At 70.3% G+C, this 26,897-nt stretch carries 24 protein-coding genes and 1 tRNA gene; 14 read left to right on the forward strand and 11 right to left on the reverse strand.

The window, feature by feature from the left end; all coding sequences use genetic code 11:
- Nucleotides 1-28: 28 nt before the first annotated feature.
- Genes tkt through pgl form a run of 6 tightly spaced genes read left to right on the forward strand, consistent with a single transcriptional unit; the run spans nucleotide 29 to nucleotide 8,209 of the window.
- On the forward strand, nucleotides 29-2,155 hold the full coding sequence (gene tkt, locus J2Y69_RS14340) for a transketolase (RefSeq protein ID WP_310021927.1): 2,127 nt from the start codon (nucleotides 29-31) through the stop codon (nucleotides 2,153-2,155).
- Complete coding sequence (gene tal / locus J2Y69_RS14345) at nucleotides 2,152-3,264, forward strand: transaldolase (protein WP_310021929.1); 1,113 nt, start codon at nucleotides 2,152-2,154, stop codon at nucleotides 3,262-3,264. Before tkt ends, tal begins: the two co-directional genes overlap by 4 nt.
- Entirely contained in the window at nucleotides 3,261-4,877 is a 1,617-nt protein-coding gene (locus J2Y69_RS14350) for a glucose-6-phosphate isomerase (protein WP_310021931.1), read from the forward strand. Before tal ends, J2Y69_RS14350 begins: the two co-directional genes overlap by 4 nt.
- A gap of 25 nt (nucleotides 4,878-4,902) precedes the next feature.
- Nucleotides 4,903-6,450, forward strand: a complete 1,548-nt coding sequence (zwf, locus tag J2Y69_RS14355) for a glucose-6-phosphate dehydrogenase (protein WP_310021933.1) — start codon at nucleotides 4,903-4,905, stop codon at nucleotides 6,448-6,450.
- Nucleotides 6,447-7,427 carry a glucose-6-phosphate dehydrogenase assembly protein OpcA gene (locus J2Y69_RS14360; protein ID WP_310021935.1) on the forward strand — a complete coding sequence of 327 codons (981 nt, stop codon included), beginning with the start codon at nucleotides 6,447-6,449 and terminating at the stop codon, nucleotides 7,425-7,427. The genes zwf and J2Y69_RS14360 overlap by 4 nt, the downstream gene beginning before the upstream one ends.
- A gap of 2 nt (nucleotides 7,428-7,429) precedes the next feature.
- Nucleotides 7,430-8,209 carry a 6-phosphogluconolactonase gene (gene pgl / locus J2Y69_RS14365; RefSeq protein WP_310021938.1) on the forward strand — a complete coding sequence of 260 codons (780 nt, stop codon included), beginning with the start codon at nucleotides 7,430-7,432 and terminating at the stop codon, nucleotides 8,207-8,209.
- On the opposite strand, the gene J2Y69_RS14370 is transcribed toward pgl, so the two are convergent.
- Entirely contained in the window at nucleotides 8,190-9,365 is a 1,176-nt protein-coding gene (locus J2Y69_RS14370; RefSeq protein ID WP_310022044.1) for a DMT family transporter, read from the reverse strand. The genes pgl and J2Y69_RS14370 overlap by 20 nt on opposite strands.
- Nucleotides 9,366-9,411: 46 nt before the next feature.
- On the opposite strand from J2Y69_RS14370, the gene def reads away from it, so the two are divergent.
- From def to J2Y69_RS14390, 4 genes are all read left to right on the forward strand, one after another.
- Nucleotides 9,412-9,978: a peptide deformylase gene (gene def, locus J2Y69_RS14375; protein WP_310021939.1), complete on the forward strand. Its 567-nt coding sequence runs from the start codon at nucleotides 9,412-9,414 to the stop codon at nucleotides 9,976-9,978.
- Between the two features lie 9 nt (nucleotides 9,979-9,987).
- The gene (locus J2Y69_RS14380) at nucleotides 9,988-10,452 is read left to right on the forward strand and encodes a GNAT family N-acetyltransferase (protein ID WP_310021941.1); all 465 of its coding nucleotides are present in this window, start codon (nucleotides 9,988-9,990) and stop codon (nucleotides 10,450-10,452) included.
- Nucleotides 10,453-10,596: 144 nt separating this feature from the next.
- Nucleotides 10,597-11,115, forward strand: a complete 519-nt coding sequence (locus J2Y69_RS14385; RefSeq protein ID WP_310021943.1) for a septum formation family protein — start codon at nucleotides 10,597-10,599, stop codon at nucleotides 11,113-11,115.
- Between the two features lie 262 nt (nucleotides 11,116-11,377).
- Complete coding sequence (locus tag J2Y69_RS14390; protein ID WP_310021945.1) at nucleotides 11,378-12,619, forward strand: LCP family protein; 1,242 nt, start codon at nucleotides 11,378-11,380, stop codon at nucleotides 12,617-12,619.
- Nucleotides 12,620-12,694: 75 nt separating this feature from the next.
- Here J2Y69_RS14390 and J2Y69_RS14395 read toward each other — a convergent pair whose 3' ends face one another.
- The 6 genes from J2Y69_RS14395 to dusB form a co-directional block, all read right to left on the reverse strand.
- Nucleotides 12,695-13,459 (reverse strand): GNAT family N-acetyltransferase, encoded by a 765-nt coding sequence (locus J2Y69_RS14395; protein ID WP_310021947.1) that lies wholly within the window; start codon nucleotides 13,457-13,459, stop codon nucleotides 12,695-12,697.
- A gap of 292 nt (nucleotides 13,460-13,751) precedes the next feature.
- A tRNA-Asn gene (locus J2Y69_RS14400) sits at nucleotides 13,752-13,827 on the reverse strand.
- Nucleotides 13,828-13,927: 100 nt separating this feature from the next.
- On the reverse strand, nucleotides 13,928-14,713 hold the full coding sequence (locus tag J2Y69_RS14405) for an ATP-binding cassette domain-containing protein (RefSeq protein ID WP_310021950.1): 786 nt from the start codon (nucleotides 14,711-14,713) through the stop codon (nucleotides 13,928-13,930).
- Between the two features lie 35 nt (nucleotides 14,714-14,748).
- On the reverse strand, nucleotides 14,749-16,653 hold the full coding sequence (gene dnaG, locus J2Y69_RS14410) for a DNA primase (RefSeq protein ID WP_310021952.1): 1,905 nt from the start codon (nucleotides 16,651-16,653) through the stop codon (nucleotides 14,749-14,751).
- Nucleotides 16,653-18,002, reverse strand: a complete 1,350-nt coding sequence (locus J2Y69_RS14415) for a deoxyguanosinetriphosphate triphosphohydrolase (protein WP_310021953.1) — start codon at nucleotides 18,000-18,002, stop codon at nucleotides 16,653-16,655. The genes dnaG and J2Y69_RS14415 overlap by 1 nt, the downstream gene beginning before the upstream one ends.
- A complete protein-coding gene (gene dusB / locus J2Y69_RS14420; RefSeq protein WP_310021956.1) occupies nucleotides 17,992-19,146 on the reverse strand; it encodes a tRNA dihydrouridine synthase DusB in 1,155 nt (384 codons plus the stop codon). Before dusB ends, J2Y69_RS14415 begins: the two co-directional genes overlap by 11 nt.
- Before the next feature lie 58 nt (nucleotides 19,147-19,204).
- Here dusB and J2Y69_RS14425 point away from each other — a divergent pair, with 58 nt between their 5' ends.
- Entirely contained in the window at nucleotides 19,205-19,699 is a 495-nt protein-coding gene (locus tag J2Y69_RS14425; RefSeq protein ID WP_310021957.1) for a glutathione peroxidase, read from the forward strand.
- A 54-nt stretch (nucleotides 19,700-19,753) separates the two neighbouring features.
- Here the strand turns inward: J2Y69_RS14425 and J2Y69_RS14430 are convergent, their stop codons facing one another.
- The gene (locus J2Y69_RS14430; protein WP_310021959.1) at nucleotides 19,754-20,461 is read right to left on the reverse strand and encodes a DsbA family oxidoreductase; all 708 of its coding nucleotides are present in this window, start codon (nucleotides 20,459-20,461) and stop codon (nucleotides 19,754-19,756) included.
- 53 nt (nucleotides 20,462-20,514) lie between these two features.
- Here J2Y69_RS14430 and J2Y69_RS14435 point away from each other — a divergent pair, with 53 nt between their 5' ends.
- Entirely contained in the window at nucleotides 20,515-21,099 is a 585-nt protein-coding gene (locus tag J2Y69_RS14435; protein ID WP_310021962.1) for a P-loop NTPase family protein, read from the forward strand.
- A gap of 7 nt (nucleotides 21,100-21,106) precedes the next feature.
- Here J2Y69_RS14435 and J2Y69_RS14440 read toward each other — a convergent pair whose 3' ends face one another.
- A complete protein-coding gene (locus tag J2Y69_RS14440) occupies nucleotides 21,107-21,910 on the reverse strand; it encodes an isoprenyl transferase (protein WP_310021963.1) in 804 nt (267 codons plus the stop codon).
- Nucleotides 21,907-22,635 carry a DNA repair protein RecO gene (gene recO / locus J2Y69_RS14445; protein ID WP_310021965.1) on the reverse strand — a complete coding sequence of 243 codons (729 nt, stop codon included), beginning with the start codon at nucleotides 22,633-22,635 and terminating at the stop codon, nucleotides 21,907-21,909. Before recO ends, J2Y69_RS14440 begins: the two co-directional genes overlap by 4 nt.
- A gap of 36 nt (nucleotides 22,636-22,671) precedes the next feature.
- Here recO and J2Y69_RS14450 point away from each other — a divergent pair, with 36 nt between their 5' ends.
- On the forward strand, nucleotides 22,672-23,358 hold the full coding sequence (locus J2Y69_RS14450; RefSeq protein WP_310021967.1) for a trimeric intracellular cation channel family protein: 687 nt from the start codon (nucleotides 22,672-22,674) through the stop codon (nucleotides 23,356-23,358).
- A gap of 106 nt (nucleotides 23,359-23,464) precedes the next feature.
- Here J2Y69_RS14450 and leuA read toward each other — a convergent pair whose 3' ends face one another.
- Nucleotides 23,465-25,219: a 2-isopropylmalate synthase gene (gene leuA / locus J2Y69_RS14455; protein ID WP_310021970.1), complete on the reverse strand. Its 1,755-nt coding sequence runs from the start codon at nucleotides 25,217-25,219 to the stop codon at nucleotides 23,465-23,467.
- Nucleotides 25,220-25,474: 255 nt separating this feature from the next.
- Between leuA and thrC the strand changes: the two genes are divergently transcribed.
- The gene (gene thrC / locus J2Y69_RS14460) at nucleotides 25,475-26,890 is read left to right on the forward strand and encodes a threonine synthase (protein ID WP_310021972.1); all 1,416 of its coding nucleotides are present in this window, start codon (nucleotides 25,475-25,477) and stop codon (nucleotides 26,888-26,890) included.
- Nucleotides 26,891-26,897 lie beyond the last annotated feature (7 nt).

Raw genomic sequence — 26,897 nt, forward strand, 5'->3', positions numbered from 1 at the left:
GAACGAATCTCTCGGAAAGGGCTCTGGCGTGTCGGAACTGCAGTGGGATGAGATCGATCGGCGTGCGGTGGACACCGCCCGGATTCTTGCGGCCGACGCCGTGGAGAAGGTGGGCAACGGCCACCCGGGGACGGCGATGAGCCTCGCTCCCGCCGCCTATCTGCTCTATCAGCGAGTGCTGCGCCACGATCCCGCCGACACGCACTGGCTCGGACGGGACCGGTTCATCCTCTCCGCCGGCCACTCCTCGCTCACGCAGTACGTGCAGCTCTACCTCGGCGGCTTCGGGCTCGAGCTGAACGATCTGAAGGCGCTGCGCACCTGGGGCTCCTTGACCCCGGGGCACCCGGAGTACGGCCACACGAAGGGCGTGGAGATCACCACCGGTCCGCTGGGCCAGGGCCTCGCCTCGGCCGTCGGCTTCGCCTACGCGGCACGCTACGAGCGCGGCCTGTTCGACCCGGAGGCAGCGGCCGGGACCAGCCCGTTCGACCACAACGTCTACGTGATCGCAGGCGACGGGGACCTCCAGGAGGGCGTCACGAGCGAGGCCGGCTCGCTCGCCGGGCACCAGCAGCTCGGCAACCTCATCGCCATCTACGACTCGAACCAGATCTCGATCGAGGACGACACGAACGTCGCGTTCACCGAGGACGTCGCAGCCCGCTACGAGGCGTACGGCTGGCAGGTGCAGACCGTCGACTGGAAGCGCACCGGCGAGTACGTCGAGGACGTCGCCGCGCTCCACGCGGCCATCGAGGCGGCGAAGGCCGAGACGGACCGGCCGTCCCTCATCATCCTGCGGACGATCATCGGCTGGCCCTCCCCCGGGAAGCAGAACACGGGCAAGATCCACGGCTCCGCGCTCGGGGCCGACGAGCTCGCCGCCACCAAGAAGGTGCTCGGCTTCGATCCGGAGCAGAGCTTCGTCGTCGCCGACGATGTGATCGAGCGCACGCGCTCCCTCGCCGCGCGCGCCGCCGAGGAGCGCGCGGTCTGGCAGGAGTCCTTCGACGCCTGGGCCGCGGCCAACCCGGAGCGCAAGGCACTGCTCGACCGTCTCGAGGCGCACGAGCTCCCCGAGGGCATCGCCGACGCGCTCCCGGCCTTCGAGCCGGGCAAGGACGTCTCCACGCGCGCCGCCTCCGGCCAGGTCATCAACGCCCTCGCCGCCGAGCTCCCCGAGCTCTGGGGAGGCTCCGCAGACCTCGCGGAGTCCAACCTCACCACGATCAAGGGCGCGCCCTCCTTCATCCCCGAGCAGTGGTCGACCCATGAGTGGAGCGGCAACCCGTACGGACGGGTGCTGCACTTCGGCATCCGCGAGCACGCCATGGGCGCGATCGTGAACGGGATCGTGCTGCACGGCCCGACGCGCGCCTTCGGCGGGACCTTCCTGATCTTCAGCGACTACATGCGGCCCGCCGTTCGCCTCGCGGCGCTCATGAACGTGCCCAGCATCTTCGTCTGGACCCACGACTCCGTCGCACTCGGCGAGGACGGGCCGACGCACCAGCCCATCGAGCAGCTCGCCACACTCCGCGCGATCCCGAACTTCACCGTGGTCCGGCCCGCCGACGCCGCGGAGACCGCCGTGGCCTGGCTGGAGATGCTCCGCCGCCACGAGGGCCCGACCGGTATCGCGCTGACCAGGCAGAACCTGCCGGTGCCCGCGCGAGGCGACGGCGCAGCCTCCGGCGACGTCCTCGCGTCCGCGCAGAACGCGGTCAAGGGCGCCTACGTGCTCGCCGAGGCGCCCGGCGGCTCGGCCGACGTGATCCTGATCGCGACGGGGTCGGAGGTCCAGCTCGCGCTGGCCGCCCGCGAGACCCTCGCCGGGGAGGGCGTGAACGCCCGGGTCGTCTCCGCCCCGTCCCTGGAGTGGTTCGCGGAGCAGGACGACGCCTACCGCGAGTCGGTCCTGCCGTCCTCCGTGACCGCGCGGGTGTCGGTCGAGGCCGGCTCCGCGCTGACCTGGCGCGGCATCGTCGGCGACAGGGGGCGCTCGGTCGCGATCGACCACTTCGGCGCCTCCGCCGACTACAAGACCCTGTTCGAGAAGTTCGGCATCACCGCCGAGGCCGTCGTCAAGGCGGCCCACGAGACCCTGGCCGCGAACGCGGCCGCGCAGAACAGCACCGAGGAGAACGCATGAGCACCCCGACCGAGCAGCTCGCCGCGGCGGGCGTCAGCATCTGGCTGGACGACCTGTCCCGCACCCGCATCACCTCCGGCAACCTCGCCGAGCTGATCGCGACCCGCAACGTCACCGGAGTCACGACGAACCCGACGATCTTCGCCGGCGCCATCACCAACCCCGACGACACGTCCTACGACGCACAGGTCGCGGAGCTCTCCGCACGCGGCGCGACCGCCGAGGAGGCGATCCTCGAGGCGACCACCCAGGACGTCCGCGACGCCCTCGACGTCTTCCGCCCGGTGTGGGAGGCGACCGACCACGTCGACGGCCGCGTGTCGATCGAGGTCTCCCCCGACCTCGCGCACGACACCGCGGGCACGATCGCGCAGGCGCAGCAGCTCTGGGCCAAGGTCGACCGGCCGAACCTGCTCGTCAAGATCCCGGCGACCAAGGCCGGCCTTCCGGCGATCGCCGCAGCGACCGGAGCCGGGATCAGCGTCAACGTGACCCTGATCTTCAGCATCGAGCGCTACGCCGAGGTCGTGGACGCCTACCTGACGGGGCTCGAGACCGCCAAGGCCGCGGGCATCGACCTCTCGACGATCCAGTCGGTCGCGTCGTTCTTCGTCTCGCGCGTCGACACCGAGACCGACAAGCGCCTCGCCGCCATCGGCTCGGACACCGCCACGGCGCTCCGCAGCAAGGCGGGCCTCGCCAACGCGCGCCTCGCCTACGAGCTCTACGAGCAGACCTTCGCGTCGCCCCGCGCCGCGGCGCTTCTCGACGCCGGCGCCAACCCGCAGCGTCCGCTCTGGGCGTCGACCGGCGTCAAGGACCCCGCCCTCCCCGACACCCTCTACGTCACCGAGCTCGTCGCCCAGGGCGTCGTGAACACCATGCCGGAGAAGACGCTCGAGGCGACCTTCGACCACGGCGTCGTCGTGGGCGACACAATCAGCGGCACCTATGACGACGCCCGCGCGGTCTTCGCGGGGCTCGCCGACCTCGGGATCGACTTCGCCGACGTCACGCAGGTGCTGGAGGACGAGGGGGTCGCGAAGTTCATCGACTCCTGGCACGACCTGCTCGGACAGGTGCAGCGCGGACTGGAGGCCCAGCGATGAGCTTCGAGATCCACGTCTCCGGTGCCCCGAAGGCCGCGATCGACGTGGTCGTCCCTCGTCTGGTCGGCGACCTGATCGCCTCCCGCATCACTTCGGGCGACTCCAGCATCTGGGGCCCCGCGGCCGAGGAGGAGGCGGCCAAGCGGCTCGGCTGGGTCGATGCCGTCACCGTCTCCCGCCCGCTCGTCTCGGAGATCGTGGCGCTGCGCGAGGAGCTGCACGCCAAGGGCGTCACGCGCGTCGTGCTCGCCGGCATGGGCGGGTCATCCCTCGCCCCCGAGGTCATCGCCCAGACCGCCGGCGTCGAGCTGACGATCCTCGACTCCACGGCACCCGGTCAGGTGCTCGCCGCACTCGACGGCGGCCTGGAGCAGACCGTCCTGGTCGTGTCGTCGAAGTCCGGTTCCACGGTCGAGACCGACTCCCAGCGCCGCACGTTCGAGGCCGCGTTCCGCGACATCGGGGCCGACCCGGCGGAGCGCATCGTCGTCGTCACCGACCCCGGCTCGCCGCTCGACGAGTCTGCCAGGGCCGCGGGCTACCGCGTGTTCAACGCGGACCCGGGCGTCGGGGGCCGCTACTCGGCGCTCACCGCGTTCGGTCTCGTCCCCTCGGGCCTCGCGGGCGTCGACATCTCGGAGCTCCTCGACGAGGCCGAGGCGACGCTCCTGCAGGTGGCCGTCGACTCCGCGGAGAACCCGGCCCTGCGGCTGGCGGCGGCGATCGCCGGCACCGGCTCTGAGGATGAGACGCGCCGGGACAAGCTCGGGCTGATCACCGACGGCACGCACATCGTCGGCCTCCCGGACTGGATCGAGCAGCTCGTCGCGGAGTCGACCGGCAAGGAGGGCACCGGCATCCTCCCGGTCGTGCTCCTCCCGGTCTCCCCCGAGGTCGAGAGCACGCCCGCCGATCTGCAGCTCGTCCGGCTCGTCGACGACGCGGACGAGTTCCACCTGCGCGAGCGCCACGAGGGAGAAGTCCTCCTCAGCGGCACCCTGGGCGCCCAGCTCATCGTGTGGGAGTACGCCACGGCCATCGCCGGCTATCTGCTCGGGATCAACCCGTTCGACCAGCCCGACGTCGAGTCCGCCAAGGTCGCGGCACGCAGCCTCCTCGACGCACGGCCGGAGCAGGCCACGCCCGCCTTCGTCGCCGACGGCGTCGAGGTCCGCGTCACCGATCCCGCCCTCGCCGCCTCCGGGACCATCGCCGGCGTCCTGGACGCGCTCTGGGCCCAGCTCCCCGCCGACGGCTACGTGTCGATCCAGGCCTACGTGAACCGGCTGGAGATGCCCCAGCTCCAGGGACTGCGGGAGATGGTCGCGGCCGATTCCGGCCGTCCCGCCACCTTCGGCTGGGGTCCTCGCTTCCTGCACTCGACCGGGCAGTACCACAAGGGCGGTCCCGCTCAGGGCGTCTTCCTGCAGATCCTCGAGCGCACCGACGTCGATCTGGAGATCCCGGACCGGCCCTTCACGTTCGGCCAGCTCATCGAGGCCCAGGCGGCGGGCGACGCCACCGTCCTCGCCGCGCACGGCCGTCCTGTCGTGACGCTCACCCTGACCGAGGCGCAGGACGACGTCCTCGAACTGTTCGAAGCGGCCCAGTAACCGCCGCACCTAGGAGTCCCCTTCGATGACCGTCCCCATCTCACGCGGGCACAATCCGCTGCGCGACCCCGACGACCGCCGGCTGAACCGGATCGCCGGTCCCAGCGCGCTGGTGATCTTCGGCGTCACCGGCGATCTGTCGCGCAAGAAGCTGATGCCCGCTGTCTACGACCTCGCCAACCGCGGACTGCTCCCGCCCGGGTTCGCCCTCGTCGGCTTCGCCCGACGGGATTGGGCGGACCAGGACTTCGCGCAGGTCGTCTACGACGCCGTGAAGGAGCACGCCCGCACGCCGTTCCGCGAGGAGACCTGGCAGCAGCTCCTCCAGGGCATCCGCTTCGTGTCCGGGGAGTTCGGCGATCCGGAGGCGTTCCGGCGTCTGCGGACCACGGTCGACAAGCTCGACGTGGAACGCGGGACCATGGGCAACCACGCGTACTACCTCTCCATCCCGCCGAAGGACTTCCCGCTCGTCGCGAAGCAGCTGCGCGACTCGGGGCTCGTCGATGACAAGCCGGAGGAGGACCGCTGGCGACGTGTCGTGATCGAGAAGCCGTTCGGCCATGACCTGGAGTCGGCCCGCGCGTTGAACGACGCCCTGGAGGGCACGTTCCCCGCGGACTCGATCTTCCGGATCGACCACTACCTCGGCAAGGAGACGGTGCAGAACATCCTGTCGCTGCGCTTCGCCAACGAGCTGTACGAGCCGATCTGGAACAGGAACTACGTCGACCACGTGCAGATCACGATGGCCGAGGACATCGGCGTCGGAGGGCGCGCCGGCTACTACGACGGCATCGGCGCGGCGCGCGACGTGATCCAGAACCACCTGCTGCAGCTCCTCGCGCTCACGGCAATGGAGGAGCCCATCAGCCTCTCCGCCGCCCATCTGCGTGCGGAGAAGGAGAAGGTCCTCGCGGCCGTCACCCTGCCGGCGGACCTTGCCGGAGCCACGGCCCGCGGCCAGTACGCCGGCGGCTGGCAGGGCGGCGAACGGGTCACGGGCTTCCTCGACGAGGAGGGCATGAACCCGCTCTCGACGACCGAGACCTACGCCGCCGTGAAGCTGGAGATCAACACCCGCCGATGGGCGGGCGTCCCCTTCTACCTCCGCACCGGCAAGCGGCTCGGAAGGCGGGTCACCGAGATCGCCGTGGTGTTCAAGCGCGCCCCCGAGCACCTCTTCGGTCAGGCCCAGACCTCCGAGCTCGGTCAGAACGCGCTCGTCATCCGCGTCCAGCCGGATGAGGGCGTCACGATCCGCTTCGGCTCCAAGGTCCCGGGGACCGGCGCCAACGTGCGGGACGTGACCATGGACTTCGGCTACGGGCACGCGTTCACCGAGGCGAGCCCCGAGGCGTACGAGCGCCTGATTCTCGACGTGCTGCTCGGGGATCCGCCGCTCTTCCCCCGGCACGAGGAGGTCGAGCTCTCCTGGAAGATCCTCGACCCGGTCGAGGATTTCTGGGCCGCCCAGGGCGGACCACTGGAGCAGTACGCGCCCGGATCGTGGGGACCGGCCTCGGCCGATGCCCTGCTGGCGCGCGATGGACGAGTCTGGAGACGCCCGTGATCATCGACCTTCCCGACACGACCGTCAGCCAAGTCGCCAAGCAGCTGGTCAAGGTGCGCGAGGACGGCGGAGCGGTGGCCCTCGGGCGTGTGCTCACACTCGTGATCGCCGCGCGCAACGGCGTCGCCGAAGCGGCGATCGACGCGGCCAACGACGCCTCCCGCGAGCACCCGATGCGCGTGATCGTCCTCACCGTCAGCGACGGCCCCGCCCACCTCGACGCGCAGATCCGCGTCGGCGGCGACGCCGGCGCGAGCGAGGTCGTCGTCCTCCACGCCTATGGCGAGGCCGCGAGCAACGAGGAGAGCCTGGTGACCGGGCTGCTGCTGCCGGACGCGCCCGTCGTCGCCTGGTGGCCGGAGGAGGCGCCGACGGAGCCCGCGGCCTCGCCGCTCGGCCGGATCGCGCAGCGCCGCATCACGGACGCCGCGACGACGCCCGACGTCCGTGACCGGCTCGCCCTGCTCGGCCGCACCCACGCGCCCGGCGACACGGACCTCGCCTGGACCCGCCTCACCTACTGGCGCGAGCAGCTCGCCGCGGTGCTGGACCAGCCTCCGTACGAGGAGGTCACCGCGGTGGAGGTCCGCGGGGCGTCGGCCTCGCCGTCGACCGCCCTGCTCGCGGGCTGGCTGCAGATGGCGCTGGATGTTCCGGTGCGCTGGTCGTACGAGGATCCCGAGGAGTGGCAGGAGGGCATCAAGTCGGTGCGCCTGACGCGGGCGAGCGGTGACATCCTGCTGGAGCGTCCCGTTCCGGGCACGGCGGTGCTAACCCAGCCCGGACAGCCCGACCACGAGCTGCACCTCCCCCGTCGGACGTTGCGCGAGTGCCTCGCAGAGGAGCTCCGGCGCCTCGACCCCGACGTCCTCTACGGCCGGGTCATCACCGAGGGCTGGGACCAGCTGTCGGCTCCGGAGACCCCGGGCGTGCGGACCCCAGCGGCGGCGGCTCCGACATCGGAGCCGGAGGCCTGACGGTGGCGGACGACTCCAGCACCAAGCGCGTCGTCGTCGGGGCGGACCCGGCGGACGTCGCCCAGCGCGTGGCCGACCGCTTCCTCATCCGTGTCCGCGCCCGCACCAGGGACGGTCGCCTCGCCCACGTCGCGCTCACCGGCGGCTCGATGGGCTCGGCCGTCCTGCGCGCGGTCGCCGAGCACCCGCGCGCCGCGCGCGTGGACTGGTCGCTCGTGCACTTCTGGTGGGGCGATGAGAGGTTCGTCCCCGCCGCGGACCCCGACCGGAACGCCGGTCAGGCCCGCGCCGCGCTCCTGGACCGGATCCCCGTCCCTGCCGAGAACATCCATGAGGTGGCCGCGAGCGACTCCGGCCTCGACCTGGACGGTGCCGCCGACGCGTACGCGCGGGAGCTCGCCCGGTTCGGCACCGAGGATCAGCCCTGGCCGTCCTTCGCCGTGTGCTTCCTCGGCGTCGGCCCCGACGGGCACATCGCCTCGCTCTTCCCCGACCGCGGGGAGATCGAGGTCGCGGACCGTCCGGTGCTCGCCGTGCGCGACTCCCCCAAGCCGCCGCCGGAACGGGTCACCCTGACCCGCCCGGTGATCAACGCGTCCAAGCGCGTCTGGCTGGTGCTGACCGGTGCGGAGAAGGCCTCGGCGCTCGGGCTCGCCCTGGCCGGGGCGAACTACGCCAACGTCCCCGCAGCGGGCGCCAAGGGCCGCAAGCGCACCGTGTTCTTCGTCGACGAGGCGGCGACCACCGAGGTCCCGTCGGATCTCATCGATCCGAGCTACTGACCTCGCCGCCGGGGTCGGTCGTGTCCGTGGGCGCGGCGGCCCGACGGAACGGTGCCACGTTCGTGGGCCACGTCGCCGCGTCCTCGGCGTCTGCCGTCCCGGACCCGAACTGCTCCTCGGATGAGGGGGGCGTGGATCCGGTCGTGGTGGTGGCGTCCGAGCCGTGCGTGGCTGCGACTGCTCCCGCCGAGCCGCCGCGGGTGATCGGAAGCTCCTGGCTCTCGCTCAGGACCTGAGGATGGTAGCGGGCGAGCAGCACGACGCCGCAGACCGCGATGAGACCAGATGCTCCGAATGCGATCAGCACTCCGAGAGGCGCGGCAGACGCCTCGCCGAGGATGAGGAGCCCGATGAAGACCGCCACCAGGGGGTCGATCACGGTGAGTCCCGCGATCACGAGATCGGGCGGGCCCGAGCTGTACGCGGTCTGGACGAAGTACGCCCCGGCGGCGCCCGCCGCCAGGAGCGCGATCACGCAGACCACGGTGACCCAGTCGAAGTCCTGCGCCTGGATCCGCTTGATGACGACCTTCGCGAGCGTCGCGACGAAGCCGTAGAGGATGCCGGCCCCGGTCACATAGAACAGGGCGCGCATGTGGCGGCGGAGCATCAGCCAGGACGCGCCGAGCACGATGATCACCACGAGCAGGATCGTGAGGATCACGAACAGCTGCCGCTCGGTGATGTCGTGCTCGGTCGCGAACATCGCCGCGAGGAAGACGAAGATGAAGATGCCGCCCACGCAGAGCGCGATCGAGATGAGAGAGCGTCTCGTGGGCGCGTGCCCCGAGACGCGGGCGTTCACCAGGGTCGTCATGACCAGCGCGATCGCGCCGAGCGGCTGCACCACGATCAGCGGGGCGACAGCGAGCGCGCCGAGCTGACAGACGACGGCGAGGCCGAGCATGAGCGTGCCGACCAGCCATGACGGACGGGTCAGGAGGCGCTTGACCTGATCGACCGAGAGCCCGGTCGTCCCATCGGCGCCGCTGAGCCGCTCGACCTTCTCCACGCCGCGGTGCTGGTACTGCGCACCGAGCGACATGAAGACCGCGCCGGCGAGAGCCAGGGGGATGCCCATGAGCAGTCCCGGGTTCTGGAAGACGCCGACGAGATCGCCGACGTCTCGCATCGGCACCGCCATCGCCTCCCACATCACCCTTCGAGACTACCCGGCTTCCTGCGCCGACTAGGGTTGTGGCGTGTCTGTGCTTCCGATTCGCATCATGGGCGACCCCGTCCTCCACTCCCCCGCCGCTCCGGTCGACGAGATCACGGACGAGATCCGCACGCTCGTCGCCGACATGTTCGAGACGATGGATCTGGCGCCGGGCGTCGGGCTCGCCGGGCCCCAGGTGGGGGTCGCTCTTCGCCTGTACACCTATTCCTATGTCGACGACGAGGAGCGCCCCTGGCGCGGCGTGGTGATCAACCCGGTGCTCTGGATGACACCGCCCGAGCCCGGAGCACCCGATCCCGACCTGGAGTCCGAGGGATGCCTCTCCTTCCCCGGCGAACGGTTCCCGCTGCGTCGATCGGATCGCGTGATCGTGACCGGGAAGGACCTCGACGGGGGCGATGTGCGCATCGAGGTGGACGGCTGGCGCGCCCGCATCATGCAGCATGAGTTCGACCACCTCGACGGCATCCTCTACGTCGACCGCCTCTCCGACGGCGACTGGAAGACGGCGCAGAAGATCGCCCGGAAGCGCGGATGGGCCCGGCCCGGTGCGAGCTGGACCCCGGGGATCGACGATCTCGAGGGCTGAGCGCTGCCGATGACCGACGCCCCGCTCCTGGTCCGCCCGATCGTCCGCGCGGACTGGCCCTGGATCCAGGAGTGGTTCGCCGATCCCGCCCTTGACCGTGAGCTCGGCCCGCTCGATCAGGAGTGGCTCGACCACGTCCTGGATCATCCCGAGGGCGTCGAGCTCGTCGTCAAGGATGCGCACGGACCCGTCGGGCTCGTCGGCGTGGTCTGGGGCACCGGACCCCTGCCCCACGTCATCACCGACCTCGCGGTGTCCCCCGCCCTGCGCGGCCGCGGACTCGGCCGGCTCATCGTGCAGGCGGTGCGCCGATGGGACGGTCATCCCGACCATCGCGAGTGGCAGGCGTTCGTGGACACCGGGAACGATGCGGCACAGCTGTTCTTCACAAGGATCGGCTGGACGCACCTCGGCGTCGAGGACGCGATGCACGTCTATCGGGTGCTCGCTCCCGCTCCTTCAGCCGCATCCTGAACGTCGGGGCTCGTCGCCTTTCGTATAAATCGTGACGGAATCGATTTGTGATGTGCCAGATCTGAGTTGGTATCGGCGCCCGGGCGCCGGTACGTTCTACAGGGAATTCATCAGAAACGCACAGTACCCGGAGGGGAAACTCCCATGCACACTTCCAAGACCCGAACCCGACTCCTGATGGCGGGCGCCGCCGCCATCCTTGCCGTCGGCCTCAGCGGCTGCAGCGCGATCCAGGGCATCCTCGGCGGCGGCAGCAACGACGCCCCGCGCGACGACAAGAGCGGTGAGGTCACCGAGAGCGCGAAGATCGACATCTTCAGCCTGAAGCTGGGCGACTGCCTGATGGCCACCGGGACCGCCACCCAGATCAGCGACGCGAACGTGGTCCCCTGTGAGCAGCCGCACGACCAGGAGGTCTACTACGAGTTCAAGCTGGAGGAGGGCGCCTACGACGAGGCGACCGTCAACACCGCTGCCGAGCAGTGCTATGGCCAGCCCTTCACCGACTTCATCGGTGTCCCGTTCGACTCCTCGAGCCTGGAGGCGTACTACCTCTCGCCGACCAAGGAGACCTGGGAGCAGCTGAACGACCGGCTGATCCAGTGCCTTATCGCGGACCCCGCAGGCCAGACCACGGGAACGCTGAAGGCCAGCGCCCGCTGAGCGCCGAGCCGCTCTCGACGAAGGGGTCCGCATCTCGCGGGCCCCTTCGTCGTGCATCCACCCCGTCGGCCCTGCCCTGACCCGTCGGACCAGGAGCCCGGGCCCGTCGCATCTCCGGACCGTATTCCCAGCACTCTCGGAGGTGGCTCGGGAGCGGGTTGCTAACGTGTTCGTTACCTATCCGTGATGTTTGCGCATCGGCGAGACCCCCGTCGCCGATCCCGACCACCCCTCGGGAGCGCCCCCTCGATCGACGGTGACGATGATGAGACGCACGACCCCGCCTGCCGCCTCCGACCCCGATGACCCCTCCGCCTCGCCTCTGGCGTCGCACGCCGCGCATCCCCCGCGTCGCCGTCGAGGACGGCGCACGGTCGCCATCGTCCTCGGCGTCGTGGCGGTCCTCGTCCTCGCCGCGGGCGGCACCGCCGTCGCGCTCCTCCTCCGCGTCTCCGACGGTCTCGCGACGAACGCCGTCTCGCGACCGGGCGAGACGCCGAAAGCCCAGAAGATCCCGAACTGGGACGGTCCCGTCAACCTGCTCATCATGGGGTCCGACGGTCGTGGCGGACTCGCGAGCGGCGACTATGGCGACGACGTCGACGGCGATCGCTCGGACACCCTGATGCTCCTGCACGTCAACGCCGCGCACACGGACGCGACGCTCGTGAGCATCCCGCGGGACACCATGCTCCCGCGCCCCGAGTGCACGGCCGCGGACGGCACGGTGCACGACGCCACCGACAACGCGCAGATCAACAGCGCCTTCGACGTCGGCCCCTATTGCACCCTCGACACCGTCCGCGCCTACACGGGGCTGGATATCGACCACTTCATCGTCGTCAACTTCGACGGCTTCATCGACATCACCGACGCGATCGGCGGTGTCGACGTCTGCCTCGCCGAGGACGTGGACGACCCCGACTCCCAGCTCCACCTCGCCGCGGGGTCGCACACGATCCACGGCCAGGAGGCCCTCGCCTTCGTCCGCACCCGCTACGGGATCGGCGACCGCAGCGACCTCGGCCGCATCCACACGCAGCAGACCTATCTGTCGGCCCTGGCTCGCAAGGTCAAGAGCGCGGAGACGCTCACGAACCCGGTGGCGCTGTTCGGCCTCGCCGATGCGGCAGGGCGCACCCTCACGGTCGACAAGGCCCTGTCGACGCCCTCGGCCCTCGTCGGGCTCGCGGGGACCCTGGCCGGGGTCTCGCTCGATCGCATGGTGCTCCTCCAGCTCCCGGTCCGGGACTACGCCCCCGATCCGGACCGTGTCGAGCCCGAGCCCGATCAGGCCGAGGTGCTGTTCTCCGCGCTCCGTGAGGATCGGCCGGTCGCCCTCACGCCGCCCGACGACAGCGCCGGAGGAGCAGGCACTGCCGATCCCTCCCCCGGCACGTCCGGAGGCACCGCGACCGACGCCCCGGCCGGCGTCCCGGCCGTGACCCTGGCACCGGAGACCAAGGGGCAGACCGCGGATCGTCCGACCTGCGCGGGCGGCTGACGGCACGTTCGCCTGCCGCCTTGCCGAAGCAGCACGGAAAGCCCCCGCGCGGCGGTGGTGGAGCTGCTCAGCGGATCACCCGGTGGAGCCCTCCTGCTCCTCGTCCGGCGTGACGACCTGCCATCGACCGTAGAGAGCGAGGCCCAGGGACTCGGCGAGGGCGACGGAGGCGCTGTTGTCGAGCTGGCAGCGGTACTGCGGCTCGTATCCGGCGTCGACGGCGAAACGGATCATCGCGCGGACCAGGCGTCGAGCGTGCCCGGCGCCTCGGGAGCGGGCGAGGGTGAGGACGCCGATATCCGCCAGGATCGCGTCCTCCCCGTGCTCCTCCTGGAACGGGTACATGCTGCCCGCGCTGACGAGCCGCCCGTCCTCGACGACCCCGAACGCCGCCCAGTCGTCGAGGCCGACCAGCGCGTCATCCAGATCCTCGGGTGTCGCCTCGGCCTCGAACGCCGAGAAGAGCTCCGCGTCGGAGGCGCCCAGCCGCCTGATGTCCGACGGATCCGGCTCTGCGAGGAGCTCTTCACGCCCATCGCGCGGGAGATAGAAGAGATTGTCCGCGTCGTGCAGCACGATCCCCGCTCCGGCGATGGCCTCACGGAGACGTTCGACCGTCAGCGCACGGCCCTCGGCGAGAACGGGAACGAGGAGCTGCGCGACCGCCGGTGCGACCGCCACGCTCGTGCGACCGTCGTCAGCGGTCCAGAGCAGGACGATCTGATCCCTCTCCTCGAGCTCCGGGTTCTCGAGGAGGATGAGCGCGGCGTCTTCGTACAGCACATCGCCCCGGACATCGAGCGCCCAGAAGTCGGAAATGGCCTCTGCGAACATGGTCATCCTGTTCCTCTCCTCATCCGATCATGCCCAACAATGCTATAGCGCCTGCCGCGACCTGGCGAACGACGCTTCCCGTCGCAAAAACGGCCGCCTCCCGGCCCGAAAAGCGGCCGTTTTCGCGACGGGAACGCCAGACTCGGCCGCTGAGGAGGGCCGTGAGCGATGCGCGGCGGCGACGCGACGCTGTGCACGGCGACACTGCGCAGGGCGACGGCGACACGGCGCAGGGCGACGCGGCGGCGGACCGCATCGGGAAGGGCGAAGGGCCGCATGAAGAAGGAGGGAGTCCGTGTGGCTCCCCCGGTTGGACTCGAACCAACAACCTATCGGTTAACAGCCGATTGCTCTGCCAATTGAGCTACAGGGGACCGTGCACCGCTGGGCGGGCAACTCATCGATCATAGCAGGACGCGGGAGATGCTCAGGAAACCGGCGGAGCGCCGCGCGTGTCGCATCGGACGCCTCGCGTCAGCGTGCGGTCTCGGCCCGGTCGGGCTCCGCTCCGGGGGTCCAGACGAGATCGGCCCCCGTCCCGCGAGCGATGACGTGCCCCTCGCGGATCATCAGCGTCTCCGCGCGGAGCTCGCGCGCGAACGCCGCATCGTTGCTCACCAGCAGCGCCGCCATCCCGTGCTCGGTGCGGCGCCGGGCGATGGCGTCGAAGACGACGTGTCGCACCTCCAGGTCGAGGTTCGCCAGGGGCTCGTCGGCGATCAGCACCCGCGGCTCCAGCACGAGCGAGCGCGCAATCGCCACGCGTTGGCGCATGCCGGCGCTCAGCTCATAGGGGAACTTGTCCGCCGTCCCCAGGGGCAGGTGGAGCTCGTCGAGGAGGGTCGCCACGCGGATCGCCAGCGCCTTGACGTTGACCCGTCGCTCGCGCTGGAGGATCGGCTCGGCGATCGTCTCCTGCACCGTGAGCTGCGGCGTCAGGTCCGCTCCTCCCCGCTGCGGGAGATATCCGGTGCGGTAGGTCAGCTCACGCAGCCGCCGGCCGGGCCTCCGGACCGAGATGCCGCACACCAGCGCCTCTCCCCCCGCCACGCGGATCGACGGGTCCGTCGCGCCGGCGAGTGCGCTCACGAGCGTCGACTTGCCGGAGCCCGTCGCGCCGGCGATGCACATGAGCTCACCGGCGCGCAGGGTGAAGGTGACGCCGTCGATCGCCCTCGTCGGGTTCCCATGCCCCAACCTGTCGATCACCAGATCGCTGCAGTCGATCGCGACGGACTCATCCGCTCGTGCTCGTGCCATGAGACCCATACTGCCCTGCGCGCGCCCGTCGCGCCTCAGGACTCGACGAACCGTTGACGTTCGGCGTCGATGTCGCGCAGCCGGAGCCGAAGAGCGCGCCAACCGTCGGAACCCGACGGCACCCTCTGGATCGCGCCGAGCAGCTCCTGCTTCTCCCGGTCGAGGACGCGACGGATGAGCGTGCGCATCAGGTCGGTCGCCGAGGCGAGCGCTCCGGCCTCGTCCCGCGCCGGGAAGGGCGCCATGAGCAGCTCTCCGGCGAGGGTGCGGAACGGCTCCCGCACGGACTCCACGGCCTGCATGGCCCATCCCGCACGCTGGCGGTCCGGGTGCGCGGCGACGGCCTCGCGCACTGCGTCCAGCGCCGCGACCTGGAACGGGGCGCCCATCGCCCTGGACAGCAGCTCCTGATCGACCTGGTGCCCGTACTGGAGAGCTCCCATGAGCCCGTCCCGCTCGACCAGCGCGTCGCCGCTGCGGGGCAGGGTGGCGAGCGTCACGGGTGCGAGCGCGGGGGCGCCATCGCCGTCAGGCCCGCCGGCACCTCGCTGATCCGGCCTCCCGCCCCCGTCGCCGGACGGCTCGCGTTCCCGCGACGGACCGCGTCCCGGCTCCCCGCGTCGCGCCTCCGCACGACGGACCTCGGCGTGCACGTCCACGGGATCCATGCCCAGCCGGCGCGCGAGCACGCGCTCGTACTCGGGGCGCAGCAGACGATCGCGGATCTCGGCCACGATCGGGGCCGCCGCGCGGAGCGCGCCAACGCGGCCCTCGACCGTGGTGAGGTCGTAGGAGCCCAGCTTCCGGTCGATCACGAACTCGAACAGAGGCACCTTCGCGGACATCAGCGACCGCACCGCAGCGTCACCGCGGAGCAGGCGCAGATCGCAGGGATCCAGTCCGTCCGGGGCCACCGCCACGAAGGTCTGCGCGGTGAATCGGCTCTCCTCGGCGAACGCCCGCAGCGCCGCCTTCTGTCCCGCCTCATCACCGTCGAACGTGAAGACGACCTCGCCGTGAGCGTTGTCGTCCCCCATGACCCTCCGCAGGACCTTGATGTGCTCGGCGCCGAACGCCGTGCCGCAGGTCGCGATCGCCGTGGTCACCCCGGCCAGGTGACAGGCCATGACGTCGGTGTAGCCCTCGACGACCACGACACGGCGGGGATCCCCCTTCGCGATGTCACGCTTGGCGAGGTCGAGCCCATAGAGCACCTGCGCCTTCTTGTAGATCGGCGTCTCGGGGGTGTTGAGGTACTTGGGCCCCTTGTCGTCGTCATACAGTCGACGCGCGCCGAAGCCGATGGTCTGACCGGTGACGTCCCTGATCGGCCACACCAGGCGCCCGCGGAACCGGTCGTAGACCCCGCGCTGGCCGGTGGAGACCAGTCCCGCGCCGGACAGCTCGTCCCGCGTGAAGCCCTGCGCGGTGAGGGCCTTGAGCATGCCCTCCCACCCGCGGGGGGCATAGCCCACGCCGAAGTGCGCCGCGGCTCCCGCGTCGAACCCCCGCTCCCCAAGGAACCGCCGCGCCGCCTCCGCCTCCGGGCTCAGGAGCTGACCACGGAAGAACTCCCCCGCCGCCGCGTTCGCCGCGTACAACCGGCTTCGTCCGCTCGTCTCGGGCGCGGCGCCGCCGTCCTCGTAATGCAGCGTGTAGCCGATGCGCCCGGCGAGCCGCTCCACCGCCTCGGTGAAGCTGACATGGTCCATCTCCCTCAGGAACGAGTAGACGTCCCCGGAAGCGCCGCAGCCGAAGCAGTGGTAGAAGCCGACCTGTGGACGGACGTGGAAGCTGGGGCTCTTCTCGTCGTGGAACGGGCACAGCCCCTTCATCGAGCCGACCCCAGCGGACTTCAAGGACACGCGCTCGCCGACGATGTCCGCGATATTCGTCCGTGCCTTGACCTCATCGATGTCGGCCTGACTGATGCGCGGCATCAGCGGGCCTCGGCGATGGGACTCCGCGAAGGGCTCCGGCGCTCGGGGGCCGGGGCGCCGGGGTACCAGATGCCGATGGCCGCGGCGTCGATCTCGCCCACCAACCGCGCATGCCAGGCGAGCGCCACCTGATCGGTGAGGCTGGCGACCTGGTCGACGACGACCCTCCGCTGCTCCGCCTCGGAACCGGCGGCGAGGAAGTCTGCGACGAAGACCGGCTCGAGCACGTCGGTCCCGTGCTCCCAGATCACCGTGGCGAGCCGCTTGAGCACTCGCCGCTGCTCCTTGTAGAGCTCCTTGCGTCCCTCGATCGTGACGACGGTGGCACCGATGATCCCCTTCAGGACGGCGATCTCCACCTCGACGACGCGCGGCACCACGACATGGGCGCGGTAACGGGTGAGCCGGTCCCCGGGGTATCGCTCCTCGGTCGCGGTCGCCGCGGCACGCGCGAAGCGGCCGATCAGGTCCGATGTCAGGTTCTTCAGCTGCGCGAGGTCCTGCCGAGTCCCGGTGAACGAGCGCAGCCACGTCGGCAGGCTCGTGAGACGGAACAGCGCATCCTCCAGCTCGTCCCGCGAGAAGTCGAAGCCGACCCAGCGCTGGATCGCGGTCACCAGGGCATCGTGCTCCCCCGGATCCGACAGGCGCGCGGGGTCGAGGTAGCCGTTGGTGACGGCGTCCTCGAAGTCGTGCACCGAATAGGCGATGTCGTCGGAGAGGTCCATGACCTCCGCCTCGATGCAGCGCACGCGACCCGGTGCGCCATCGCGCATCCAGCGGAACACGGGCTCGTCATCGGGATAAACCCCGAACTTCAGCCGTCCGCCCGGATCGGGAAGAGGGCTCTCCGCCGTCCACGGGTACTTGCACGTCGCATCGATGCTCGCGCGCGTGAGGTTCAGGCCGACCCCGCGTCCCGCCTCGTCGGTCACCTTCGGCTCGAGACGAACCAGGATCCGCAGGCTCTGCGCGTTCCCCTCGAAGCCGCCGATCCCCTCGGCCCAGTCGTTGAGCGCCCGCTCGCCGTTGTGCCCGAAGGGCGGATGCCCGAGATCGTGGCTGAGACAGGCGGTGTCCACGATGTCGGGCGACAGCCGGAGGCGCGTGGCGAGTTCCCGGCCGACCTGTGCCACCTCGAGCGAGTGGGTGAGCCGGTTCCGGGCGAAGTCCGCGGGGCTCGCAGGACTCAGCACCTGTGTCTTGGCGGCGAGACGGCGCAACGCGGCCGAGTGCAGCACCCGGGCGCGGTCCCGCGCGAAGTCGTCCCGCTCGGAGCGATGGGTCTCGGGGAAGAAGCGCTCGGCGTCGCGCGGGTCGTAGCCGTCCGCTCGACCGTCAGCCGCCACTGTTCTCGACCTCCGCGCCGCGCATCATGTCGCTGGTCTCGCTCGCCACGTCGCGAGACTCCAGCCAGCCCTCCGGCAGCGAGGTCCGCTTCGGCGTCCCTGCCCTGCCCCGCTGCCCCTCGGCCGCCGCACCCGGATACGGCGCGTCGTCGAGGGTGCCGAGCAGGTCGTCGATCTCGGCGAGGGTGGAGGCCCTCGCCAGCGCCGCGCGCAGCTCCCCACCGACGGGATAGCCCTTGAAGTACCAGGCGACGTGCTTGCGGATGTCCTTGCACCCGCGGTCCTCGTCCTCGAAGAACTCGACCAGGAGCTCGGCGTGACGTCGGAAGGCGGCCGCGACGAACGACAGCGTCGCATCCACCGGCGGGGTGTGGGAGGCGCCGAAGGCGGCGGCCAGCTCGCCGAACAGCCACGGCCGGCCGAGGCATCCTCGCCCCACCACGACGCCATCGCATCCGGTCTGCTCCATCATCCGCACGGCGTCGTCCGCCGCCCAGATGTCGCCGTTGCCGAGCACCGGGATGGAGGTCACGGCCTCCTTGAGCTCGCCGATCGCGTCCCAGTCCGCGTGCCCCGAGTAGTACTCCGACGCGGTTCGTGCGTGGAGGGCGACGGCGGCGGCACCCGCGTCCTCCGCGGCGCGGCCCGCGTCCAGGAACGTCAGGTGACTCCGATCGATCCCCTTGCGCATCTTGACCGTGAGCGGGATGTCGCCGGCGGCCTTCACCGCCCTCTCCACGATGTCCGCGAAGAGGCCGATCTTCCAGGGGAGCGCTGCTCCCCCGCCCTTGCGCGTGACCTTGGGCACCGGGCAGCCGAAGTTCAGGTCGATGTGATCCGCGTGGTCCTCGGCGGCGATGATCCGCGCGGCCTCCGCGATCGTCGCGGGGTCCACGCCGTAGAGCTGGATCGAGCGGGGCGTCTCGCTCTCGTGGTGCTGGATGAGGCGCATCGTGACCGCGTTGCGCTCGACGAGCGCCCTGGACGTGATCATCTCGCTGACGTACAGGCCGGCGCCGTACTCGCGACACAGGCGTCGGAACGCGGTGTTGGTGATGCCCGCCATCGGAGCGAGCACGACGGGCGCATCGAGCCGGATCGGGCCGATGCGCAGCGGACGTGCGAGTGCGGGAGCGAGAGTCATCCTGATCATTGTCCCAGATCCGGAACCGGCCGGGTTCGGCGGTCGTAGGCTGTGGATCATGACCGAGACTCCGCTGCGCAAGATCCCGTTCCATGACGCCGAGGGCGCCGAGCGCACGCTCGACGACTACGGCACAGGTCCCGTGCTCGTGGTGAACGTCGCCTCGAAATGCGGGCTCACCCCACAGTACGGACAGCTGGAGGAGCTCCAGCGCGAGTACGGGGAGCGCGGGTTCACGGTGATCGGCTTCCCCTGCAACCAGTTCATGGGCCAGGAGCCGGGCTCGATGGAGCAGATCCTCGAGTTCTGCTCCACGACCTACGGCGTCACCTTCCCCATCAACGACAAGGTCAAGGTCAACGGCCGGAACGCCACCGACCTCTACAAGGCCCTCAAGGAGACGCCGGACGGACGCGGCAAGACCGGAAGGGTGGAGTGGAACTTCGAGAAGTTCCTCGTCTCGCCGGACGGCTCCGTACAGCGCTTCCGCCCGAAGCAGCTTCCCGACGACCCCGAGATCGTCTCGGCGATCGAGACGGCCCTCGCCGACTGACCCGGCGACCGGGGCAGGCCGTCCAGGTCCGCCCCGGACCCGATCACTCCCCGGTCACTCGCCGGTCGCGGTCTCCGCGGTCTTTGCCTCTGCGGTCTCCGCGCCCCGCTGGGACCAGAGGTCGCGCAGGACGTTCTCGAAGGCCTGCGGCGGCTGCGCCCCGCTGATGCCGTACTGACCGTCGATCACGAAGAACGGCACGCCCTGGATCCCGTACGCCTGCGCCTGGGCCTGGTCGCGACGGACGTCCGCGAGATGCCGCTCGCTCTCCAGCGCCGCGCGGGCCTCGTCCGCGTCAAGCCCCACCTCCGTCGCGAGCTCCACGAGGTCCTCGATCCGACCGACGTGCTTGCCCTCGACGAAGTAGGCGGACATGAGCCGCTCCGTCATCTCGTGCTGACGCCCCTGGCTCTTCGCGAAGTGCAGCAGCTCATGCGCCTTCACGGTGTTCGTGTGCTGAAGCAGGTCGAAGCGGTAGCCGAGACCGGCGTCCTTCGCGACGCCGGTCACCCGGTCGAGCATCTCGACGACCTGCTCCCGCGGCATCCCCTTGTGCCCGGCGAGGAAGTCGATCTCGTCGCCGTGGAAGTCGACCGGCGTGTCGGGCGAGAGCTCGAACGAGTGGTAGGTGATCGTCACCTGCGGCGCGTCCTCACCGTCGTCCTGGGTCGCGGCGAGCCCCGCCTCCAGATTGCGCTTGCCGATGTAGCACCACGGGCAGGCGATGTCGGACCAGATGTCGATCGAGATGGGTTCGCTCACATCACCATTCAACCCGATCCCGTCCCGGTGCATTCCGTTGATAGCATCCTCGGATGCTCGCGTTCGACGATCCGCTCCCGATCCGCGGGACGGAGGGCCCCCGGCGCGTGCTGATCGCAGGCGTCACCGGATCGGGGAAGACGACGCTCGCCCGGCGGGTCGGCGCCCTCTGGGGGCTGCAGCACATGGAGATCGACGGCCTGTTCCACGGGCCGGACTGGACGCCGCGCCCGGAGTTCCTCGACGATGTCCGCGCCTTCGCCGCGGAGGAGCGCTGGGTCACCGAGTGGCAGTACACCAGCAAGGGCACGGACCCGATCCTCGCTCCTCGCACTCAGCTGGCGATCTGGCTCGACTACCCGTACCGCATCGTCCGCTCGCGCCTGCTCCGGCGCACGCTCTCCCGGCAGCTGCGCCGTACCGAACTGTGGAACGGCAACGTCGAACGCGGCATCACGAGGATGTTCGACCCGGATCCGGAGCAGAACATCCTCCGCTGGCAGAAGGACACGCTGCACAACTGGGAGGAACGGATGCCACGGGCGGTCGAGAGGTACCCGCACCTCGCGATCGTCCGGCTGCAACATCCGCGCGAGACAGAGGGCTGGCTGCGCGCGAACGCGCCGTCGACGAGGTGAGCGGCGCTCAGCCCGCGGTGTCGGGGGTGTCCACCGCGCCGCCGAAGCGGCGGTTCCGGGACAGGTAGACGCCGATCGCCCGCCAGAGCTCCTCCCGGGAGAAGTCCGGCCAGAGCGTGTCCAGGAAGACCATCTCCGCGTAGGCGGACTGCCAGAGGAGGAAGTTCGACGTCCGCTGCTCGCCGGAGCTCCGCAGGAACAGGTCGACGTCGGGCATGTCCGGCACGTACAGGTGACGCCGGATCGCCTTCTCGGTGATCGCCCCCGGCTTCGTCCGTCCGGCCTTGACGTCCTCGGCGATCGCGCGCACGGCGTCCACGAGCTCGATGCGACCGCCGTAGTTCACGCACATCGTCAGGGTCAGCACATCGTTCCCCCGGGTGAGCTGCTCGGCGTACTGGAGCTCCTTGATCACGGACCCCCAGAGCCGCGGCTTGCGTCCGGCCCAGCGCACCTCGACACCCCACTCGTTGAGCTGATCGCGTCGGCGATGAAGGACGTCGCGGTTGTAGCCCATCAGAAAACGGACCTCTTCCGGCGAACGCGCCCAGTTCTCCGTGGAGAACGCGTAGACCGAGAGATGCCGGACGCCGGCCTGGATCGCCCCGGCGACGACGTCGAGCAGGACCTCCTCCCCCGCCTTGTGGCCCTCGACCCGGCTGAGCCCGCGCCGGTTCGCCCAGCGTCCGTTGCCGTCCATGACGATCGCGACGTGGTTCGGCACTGCGGGGAAGGCCGGCGGCTGCACGCCCGTCCAGTCCAGCGGGCGGTACGGGACCGCGTCCTTGTGCGTGTAGGGCTTGGGAGTCACCGGGGTCCTTCCAGGTGGGCGAGGGACCGGATTCCCCGCTCCAGATGCCATTGGGCGTACGCGGCGATCAGCCCGGAGGCAGCGGCCGCGTCGGCGGGCCTCGCCGCGTCGACGCTCGTCCAGTCCCCCGCCATCAGGGAGCGCAGGAGATCGAGCGTGGAGGACGCGATCCTCGCGCTTCCGGCCGGCGCACAGTCCTCGCAGATCAGGCCGCCCAGCTGCGCCACGAACATCGCGTGCGCGCCCGGCTTGCCGCACCGGGCGCAGTCGCCGAACGACGGCGCCCAGCCCGACAGCGCCATGACGCGCAGCAGATAGGAATCCAGCACGCTCCGCGAGGCGTGCTCGCCCCGGGACAGGGCGCGCAGGCCGCCGACCAGCAGCAGGTACTGCTCCGGGGTCGCCTCGCCGTCGTTGAGACGATCGGCGGTCTCGACCATCGCGTTCGCCGCCGTGTAGCGGTCGTAGTGCAGCGCGATCTCGGCCCCGTACGCGCCCAGGGACTCCGCCTGCTGGACGATGTCGAGCGAGCGCCCCTGGTACAGCTGCACATCGGCGACCATGAACGGCTCCAGGCGGGATCCGAACTTCGACGAGGTCCGTCGCACGCCCTTGGCGACCGCGCGCAGCTTGCCGTGCCGCCTCGAGAGCATCGTGACGATGCGGTCCGCCTCACCGAGCTTGTGGGTGCGCAGGACCACCGCTTCGTCTCGGTAGGTCGGCATCCATCGATTATCCCTCGGGGCGGGGACAATGGAGGGGTGACCGAACCGTTGTTCAGCATTCCCCTCTGGGCCGATCTCCTCGGCGTCGGCCTCGGCGGCGTGCAGGGTGCGATGTTCGCCTCCGGATTCCAGGGCCAGCGCCGGCTCGACCTCCTCGGGGTGTCGATCATCGGGATCATGATCGGCATGGGCGGCGGGCTCATCCGCGACATCCTCATCGGCCAGCCGCCCGCGACGCTGCAGAGCAACTGGTACCTGATCACCGCGGGCGGCGCCTCGCTCGTCGGCATGCTGCTCGCCGGCCTGCTGAACCGGGTGAACACGCTCATCGTCGTCCTCGATGCCGTCGTGATCGGCATGTTCGGCGCCTTCGGCACGAGCAAGGCGCTCGCCTTCGGGATCCCGCCCGTGCCCGCCGTCTTCATCGGCGTGTGCGCCGCGGCCGGGGGCGGCATGCTCCGCGACGTGCTCATGGGGCTGCCGGTGGCGATCATGCACGTCGGCTCGCTCTACGCCTTCGCCGCCGCCGCGGGCTGCACCTTCATCGTGATCGCGCAGGGGTTCGGCATGTCCGTCACCCTCGCCGCGGTCATCGGCATCGTGCTGACGGCCGTGATCCGCGTGCTCGCCGTCGTCTTCGACGTCTCCCTGCCGGAGCAGCGCCGGCTCTACCGGCGGAAGGTCGCCGCCGAGACCGGCGCGATCCCGATCGTCAGGCCCTGACCGGATCCTGATCCTGGGGACGGATGGCGGGAGTTCCCCCGTTCGGCGGGAGGCCCCTGCAGGGAACCGCCGCCCGACGGGGAGACTCCCGCCATCCGGACCGCTGTCAGACCGCGGCGAGCTCGCGGTCCATCGAGCGGATGGACCGGTTCACCCCGGACACGATCGCCTTCAGCGACGCGGTCGAGATGTCGCCGTCGATGCCCACGCCCCAGAGGCGCTGGTCGCCGACCTGCAGCTCCACGTACGCCGCGGCCTGCGCATCGCCGCCGGCGCTGAGAGCGTGCTCGACGTAGTCGTACACCGTGATGTCGAAGCCCTGACCGCGCAGGACCTCGACGAAGGCCGCGACCGGGCCGTTGCCGCGCGCGGAGGTGGTGACCCGCTCCTCGTCGTCGCGCAGCACGACGTCCAGCTCCACGGCCCCCGACATGTCGCTGCGCGTCTCGGTGGCGAGGAGCTCGAACCGGCCCCACTTCTCCGACGCCTGCTCGGCGGGCAGGTACTCGTCCTGGAACACCGCCCAGATCTGCTCGCTGGTGACCTCTCCGCCCTCGGCGTCGGTCTTCGCCTGCACGACGCCGGAGAACTCGATCTGGAGCTTGCGCGGCAGGTCGATCGCGTGATCGGACTTCAGCAGGTAGGCGACGCCGCCCTTGCCGGACTGGGAGTTGACCCGGATCACGGCCTCGTAGGAGCGCCCCAGATCCTTGGGGTCGACGGGGAGGTAGGGGACGGCCCATTCGATCTCGTCGACCGTGACGCCCTGATCGGCGGCCCGCGCCTCCATCGCCTCGAAGCCCTTCTTGATCGCGTCCTGGTGCGATCCGCTGAAGGCGGTGAAGACGAGGTCGCCCGCCCAGGGGCTCCGCTCCGGGACCGGGAGCTGGTTGCAGTACTCGACCGTGCGCTTGACCTGATCGATGTCGCTGAAGTCGACCTGCGGATCGATCCCCTGCGTGAACATGTTGATGCCGAGCGCCACCAGGTCGACGTTCCCCGTGCGCTCGCCGTTGCCGAACAGGCAGCCCTCGATGCGGTCGGCGCCCGCCATGTAGCCGAGCTCTGCGGCGGCGATCGCCGTGCCGCGGTCGTTGTGGGGGTGCAGCGACAGGATCACGTTCTCGCGGTGGTTCAGGTGACGGCTCATCCACTCGATCGAGTCGGCGTAGACGTTCGGCGAGGCCATCTCGACCGTCGCGGGGAGGTTGATGATCACCTTGCGCGCGGGAGTCGGCTCGAACACCTCCAGCACCTGGTTGCAGATGTCCGCGGCGAACTCGAGCTCGGTGCCCGTGTAGCTCTCCGGCGAGTACTCGTAGTAGACCTGCGTGTCCGGGATCCGCTTCTCGTACTCCCGGCACAGCCGTGCGCCGTTGAGGGCGATGTCGATGACGCCCTGCCGGTCGGTACGGAACACGACCTCCCGCTGCAGCACGCTCGTGGAGTTGTAGAGGTGGACGATCGCCTGCTTCGCACCGGCGATCGCCTCGTAGGTGCGCTCGATCAGGTGCTCCCTGGCCTGGGTCAGCACCTGGATCGTGACGTCATCGGGGATCAGGCCGTCCTCGATCAGCTGACGGACGAAGTCGAAATCGGTCTGGCTGGCCGAGGGGAAGCCGACCTCGATCTCCTTGTAGCCCATGCTCACGAGCAGCTCGAACATGACCCGCTTACGCTCGGGCGACATCGGGTCGATGAGCGCCTGGTTGCCGTCGCGGAGGTCCACCGCGCACCAGCGGGGGGCCTCGGAGATGCGGGCATCGGGCCAGGTCCGGTCCGGCAGATCGACCCGGATCTGCTCGTGGAACGGACGGTACTTGCGGATCGGCATCGCCGAGGGGCGCTGAGCGTTCTTCATGATGGGTGTTCTCTTCTCGTCTTCTCGCGGGAGTCGGGCCAACGCGAACACCGCGACGAGGTCGGCCCTAGAACTGGGACTCGCCGCGGCGGATAAGGAGAAGCAGAACGCCCGCACGCATGCGGCCATGCTAGCACCGTGCCCCGACGATGCACGACGGGTCGGGACATATGGCTCGCACAGCACGCGTCGCCTGCAAGAATCGAAGCAGCGTGCGACGCGCGTCGCCGGCAGCACATCGATCGAGGAGCCTGCGTGCACTACATCTCCACCCGCGGCGGCGGGGAGCCGATGACCTACACCGAGACCCTGCTGGAGGGCCTCGCCGCGGACGGCGGGCTCGCGGTCCCTGCCCTGCTCCCCCGCGTCGAGGCGGAGACCCTCGAGTCCTGGCGGGCGCTGGATTACGCCGCCCTCGCGACCGAGGTCCTCGGGCTGTTCGCCACGGACATCCCCCGCGACGACCTCGCGCGCATGTGCCGCGCCGCCTACGCTCCCGAGACCTTCCCGGTCGCCGTCCCGCTCCGCCCGATCGGCGGGGGGATCACCCTCGTCGGCCTCTCGGAGGGACCGACGCTGGCGTTCAAGGACATGGCGATGCAGTTCCTCGGCCAGGCGCTGGAGTACGCCCTGGAGAAGCAGGACGGCGTGCTCAACATCGTCGGCGCGACCTCCGGCGACACCGGGTCCGCAGCCGAGCACGCGCTCCGCGGCAAGGAGCGCGTGTCGGTGTTCATGCTCTCGCCGCAGGGACGGATGAGCCCGTTCCAGCGCGCCCAGATGTACTCGCTCCAGGACGGGAACGTGCACAACCTCGCGGTCGACGGCGTCTTCGACGACTGCCAGAACCTCGTCAAGGCGCTCGCCGGCGACCTCGCCTTCAAGCGCGCGCACCGCCTCGGCGCCGTGAACTCGATCAACCTCGCCCGCATCACCGCCCAGGTCGTCTACTACTTCTGGGCCTGGCTGCGCGCCACGGACGGGATCGACGACGCCGCGGGCTTCGAGGTCTCCTTCACCGTGCCGTCCGGGAACTTCGGCAACATCCTCTCCGGCCACTACGCCCGGCGGATGGGCCTGCCGATCCGCCGTCTCGTCCTCGCCGCGAACGAGAACAACGTGCTCGACGAGTTCTTCCGCACGGGTCTCTACCGTCCGCGCGCCGCGGCGCAGACGCTGGCCACATCCAGCCCGTCGATGGACATCTCCAAGGCCTCCAACCTCGAGCGCTTCATCCACGACCTCGTCGACCAGGATCCGGTGCGTCTGCGCGACGCCTGGGCGGAGCTGGACGCGCAGGGGCACGTCGACTTCTCGGAGCAGCAGTCCCGCTTCACGGAGGAGTTCGGGATCGTCTCGGGGACGAGCACCCACGCGGACCGCCTCGCGACGATCCGCGCCGTGCACGAGGGGTCCGGCGAGATCATCGACCCGCACACCGCCGACGGGGTGAAGGTGGCCCGAGGATTCGTCGAGCCCGGGGTGCCGATGCTCGTCCTGGAGACGGCCAAGCCGCAGAAGTTCGCCGAGACGATCCGCGAGGCGATCGGCATCGACGTCGAGCTCGGCCCGGAGCTGCGCGCGCTGCTGGACGCACCGCAGCACGTGACGGAGATCCCGAACGACGAGCGGACGCTCCGGGACTTCGTCCAGGAGCACGCGCTGCGCTGACCTGCAA

Origin of the sequence: Microbacterium resistens (assembly GCF_031456305.1) — a bacterium.
Classification (GTDB): domain Bacteria; phylum Actinomycetota; class Actinomycetes; order Actinomycetales; family Microbacteriaceae; genus Microbacterium; species Microbacterium resistens_A.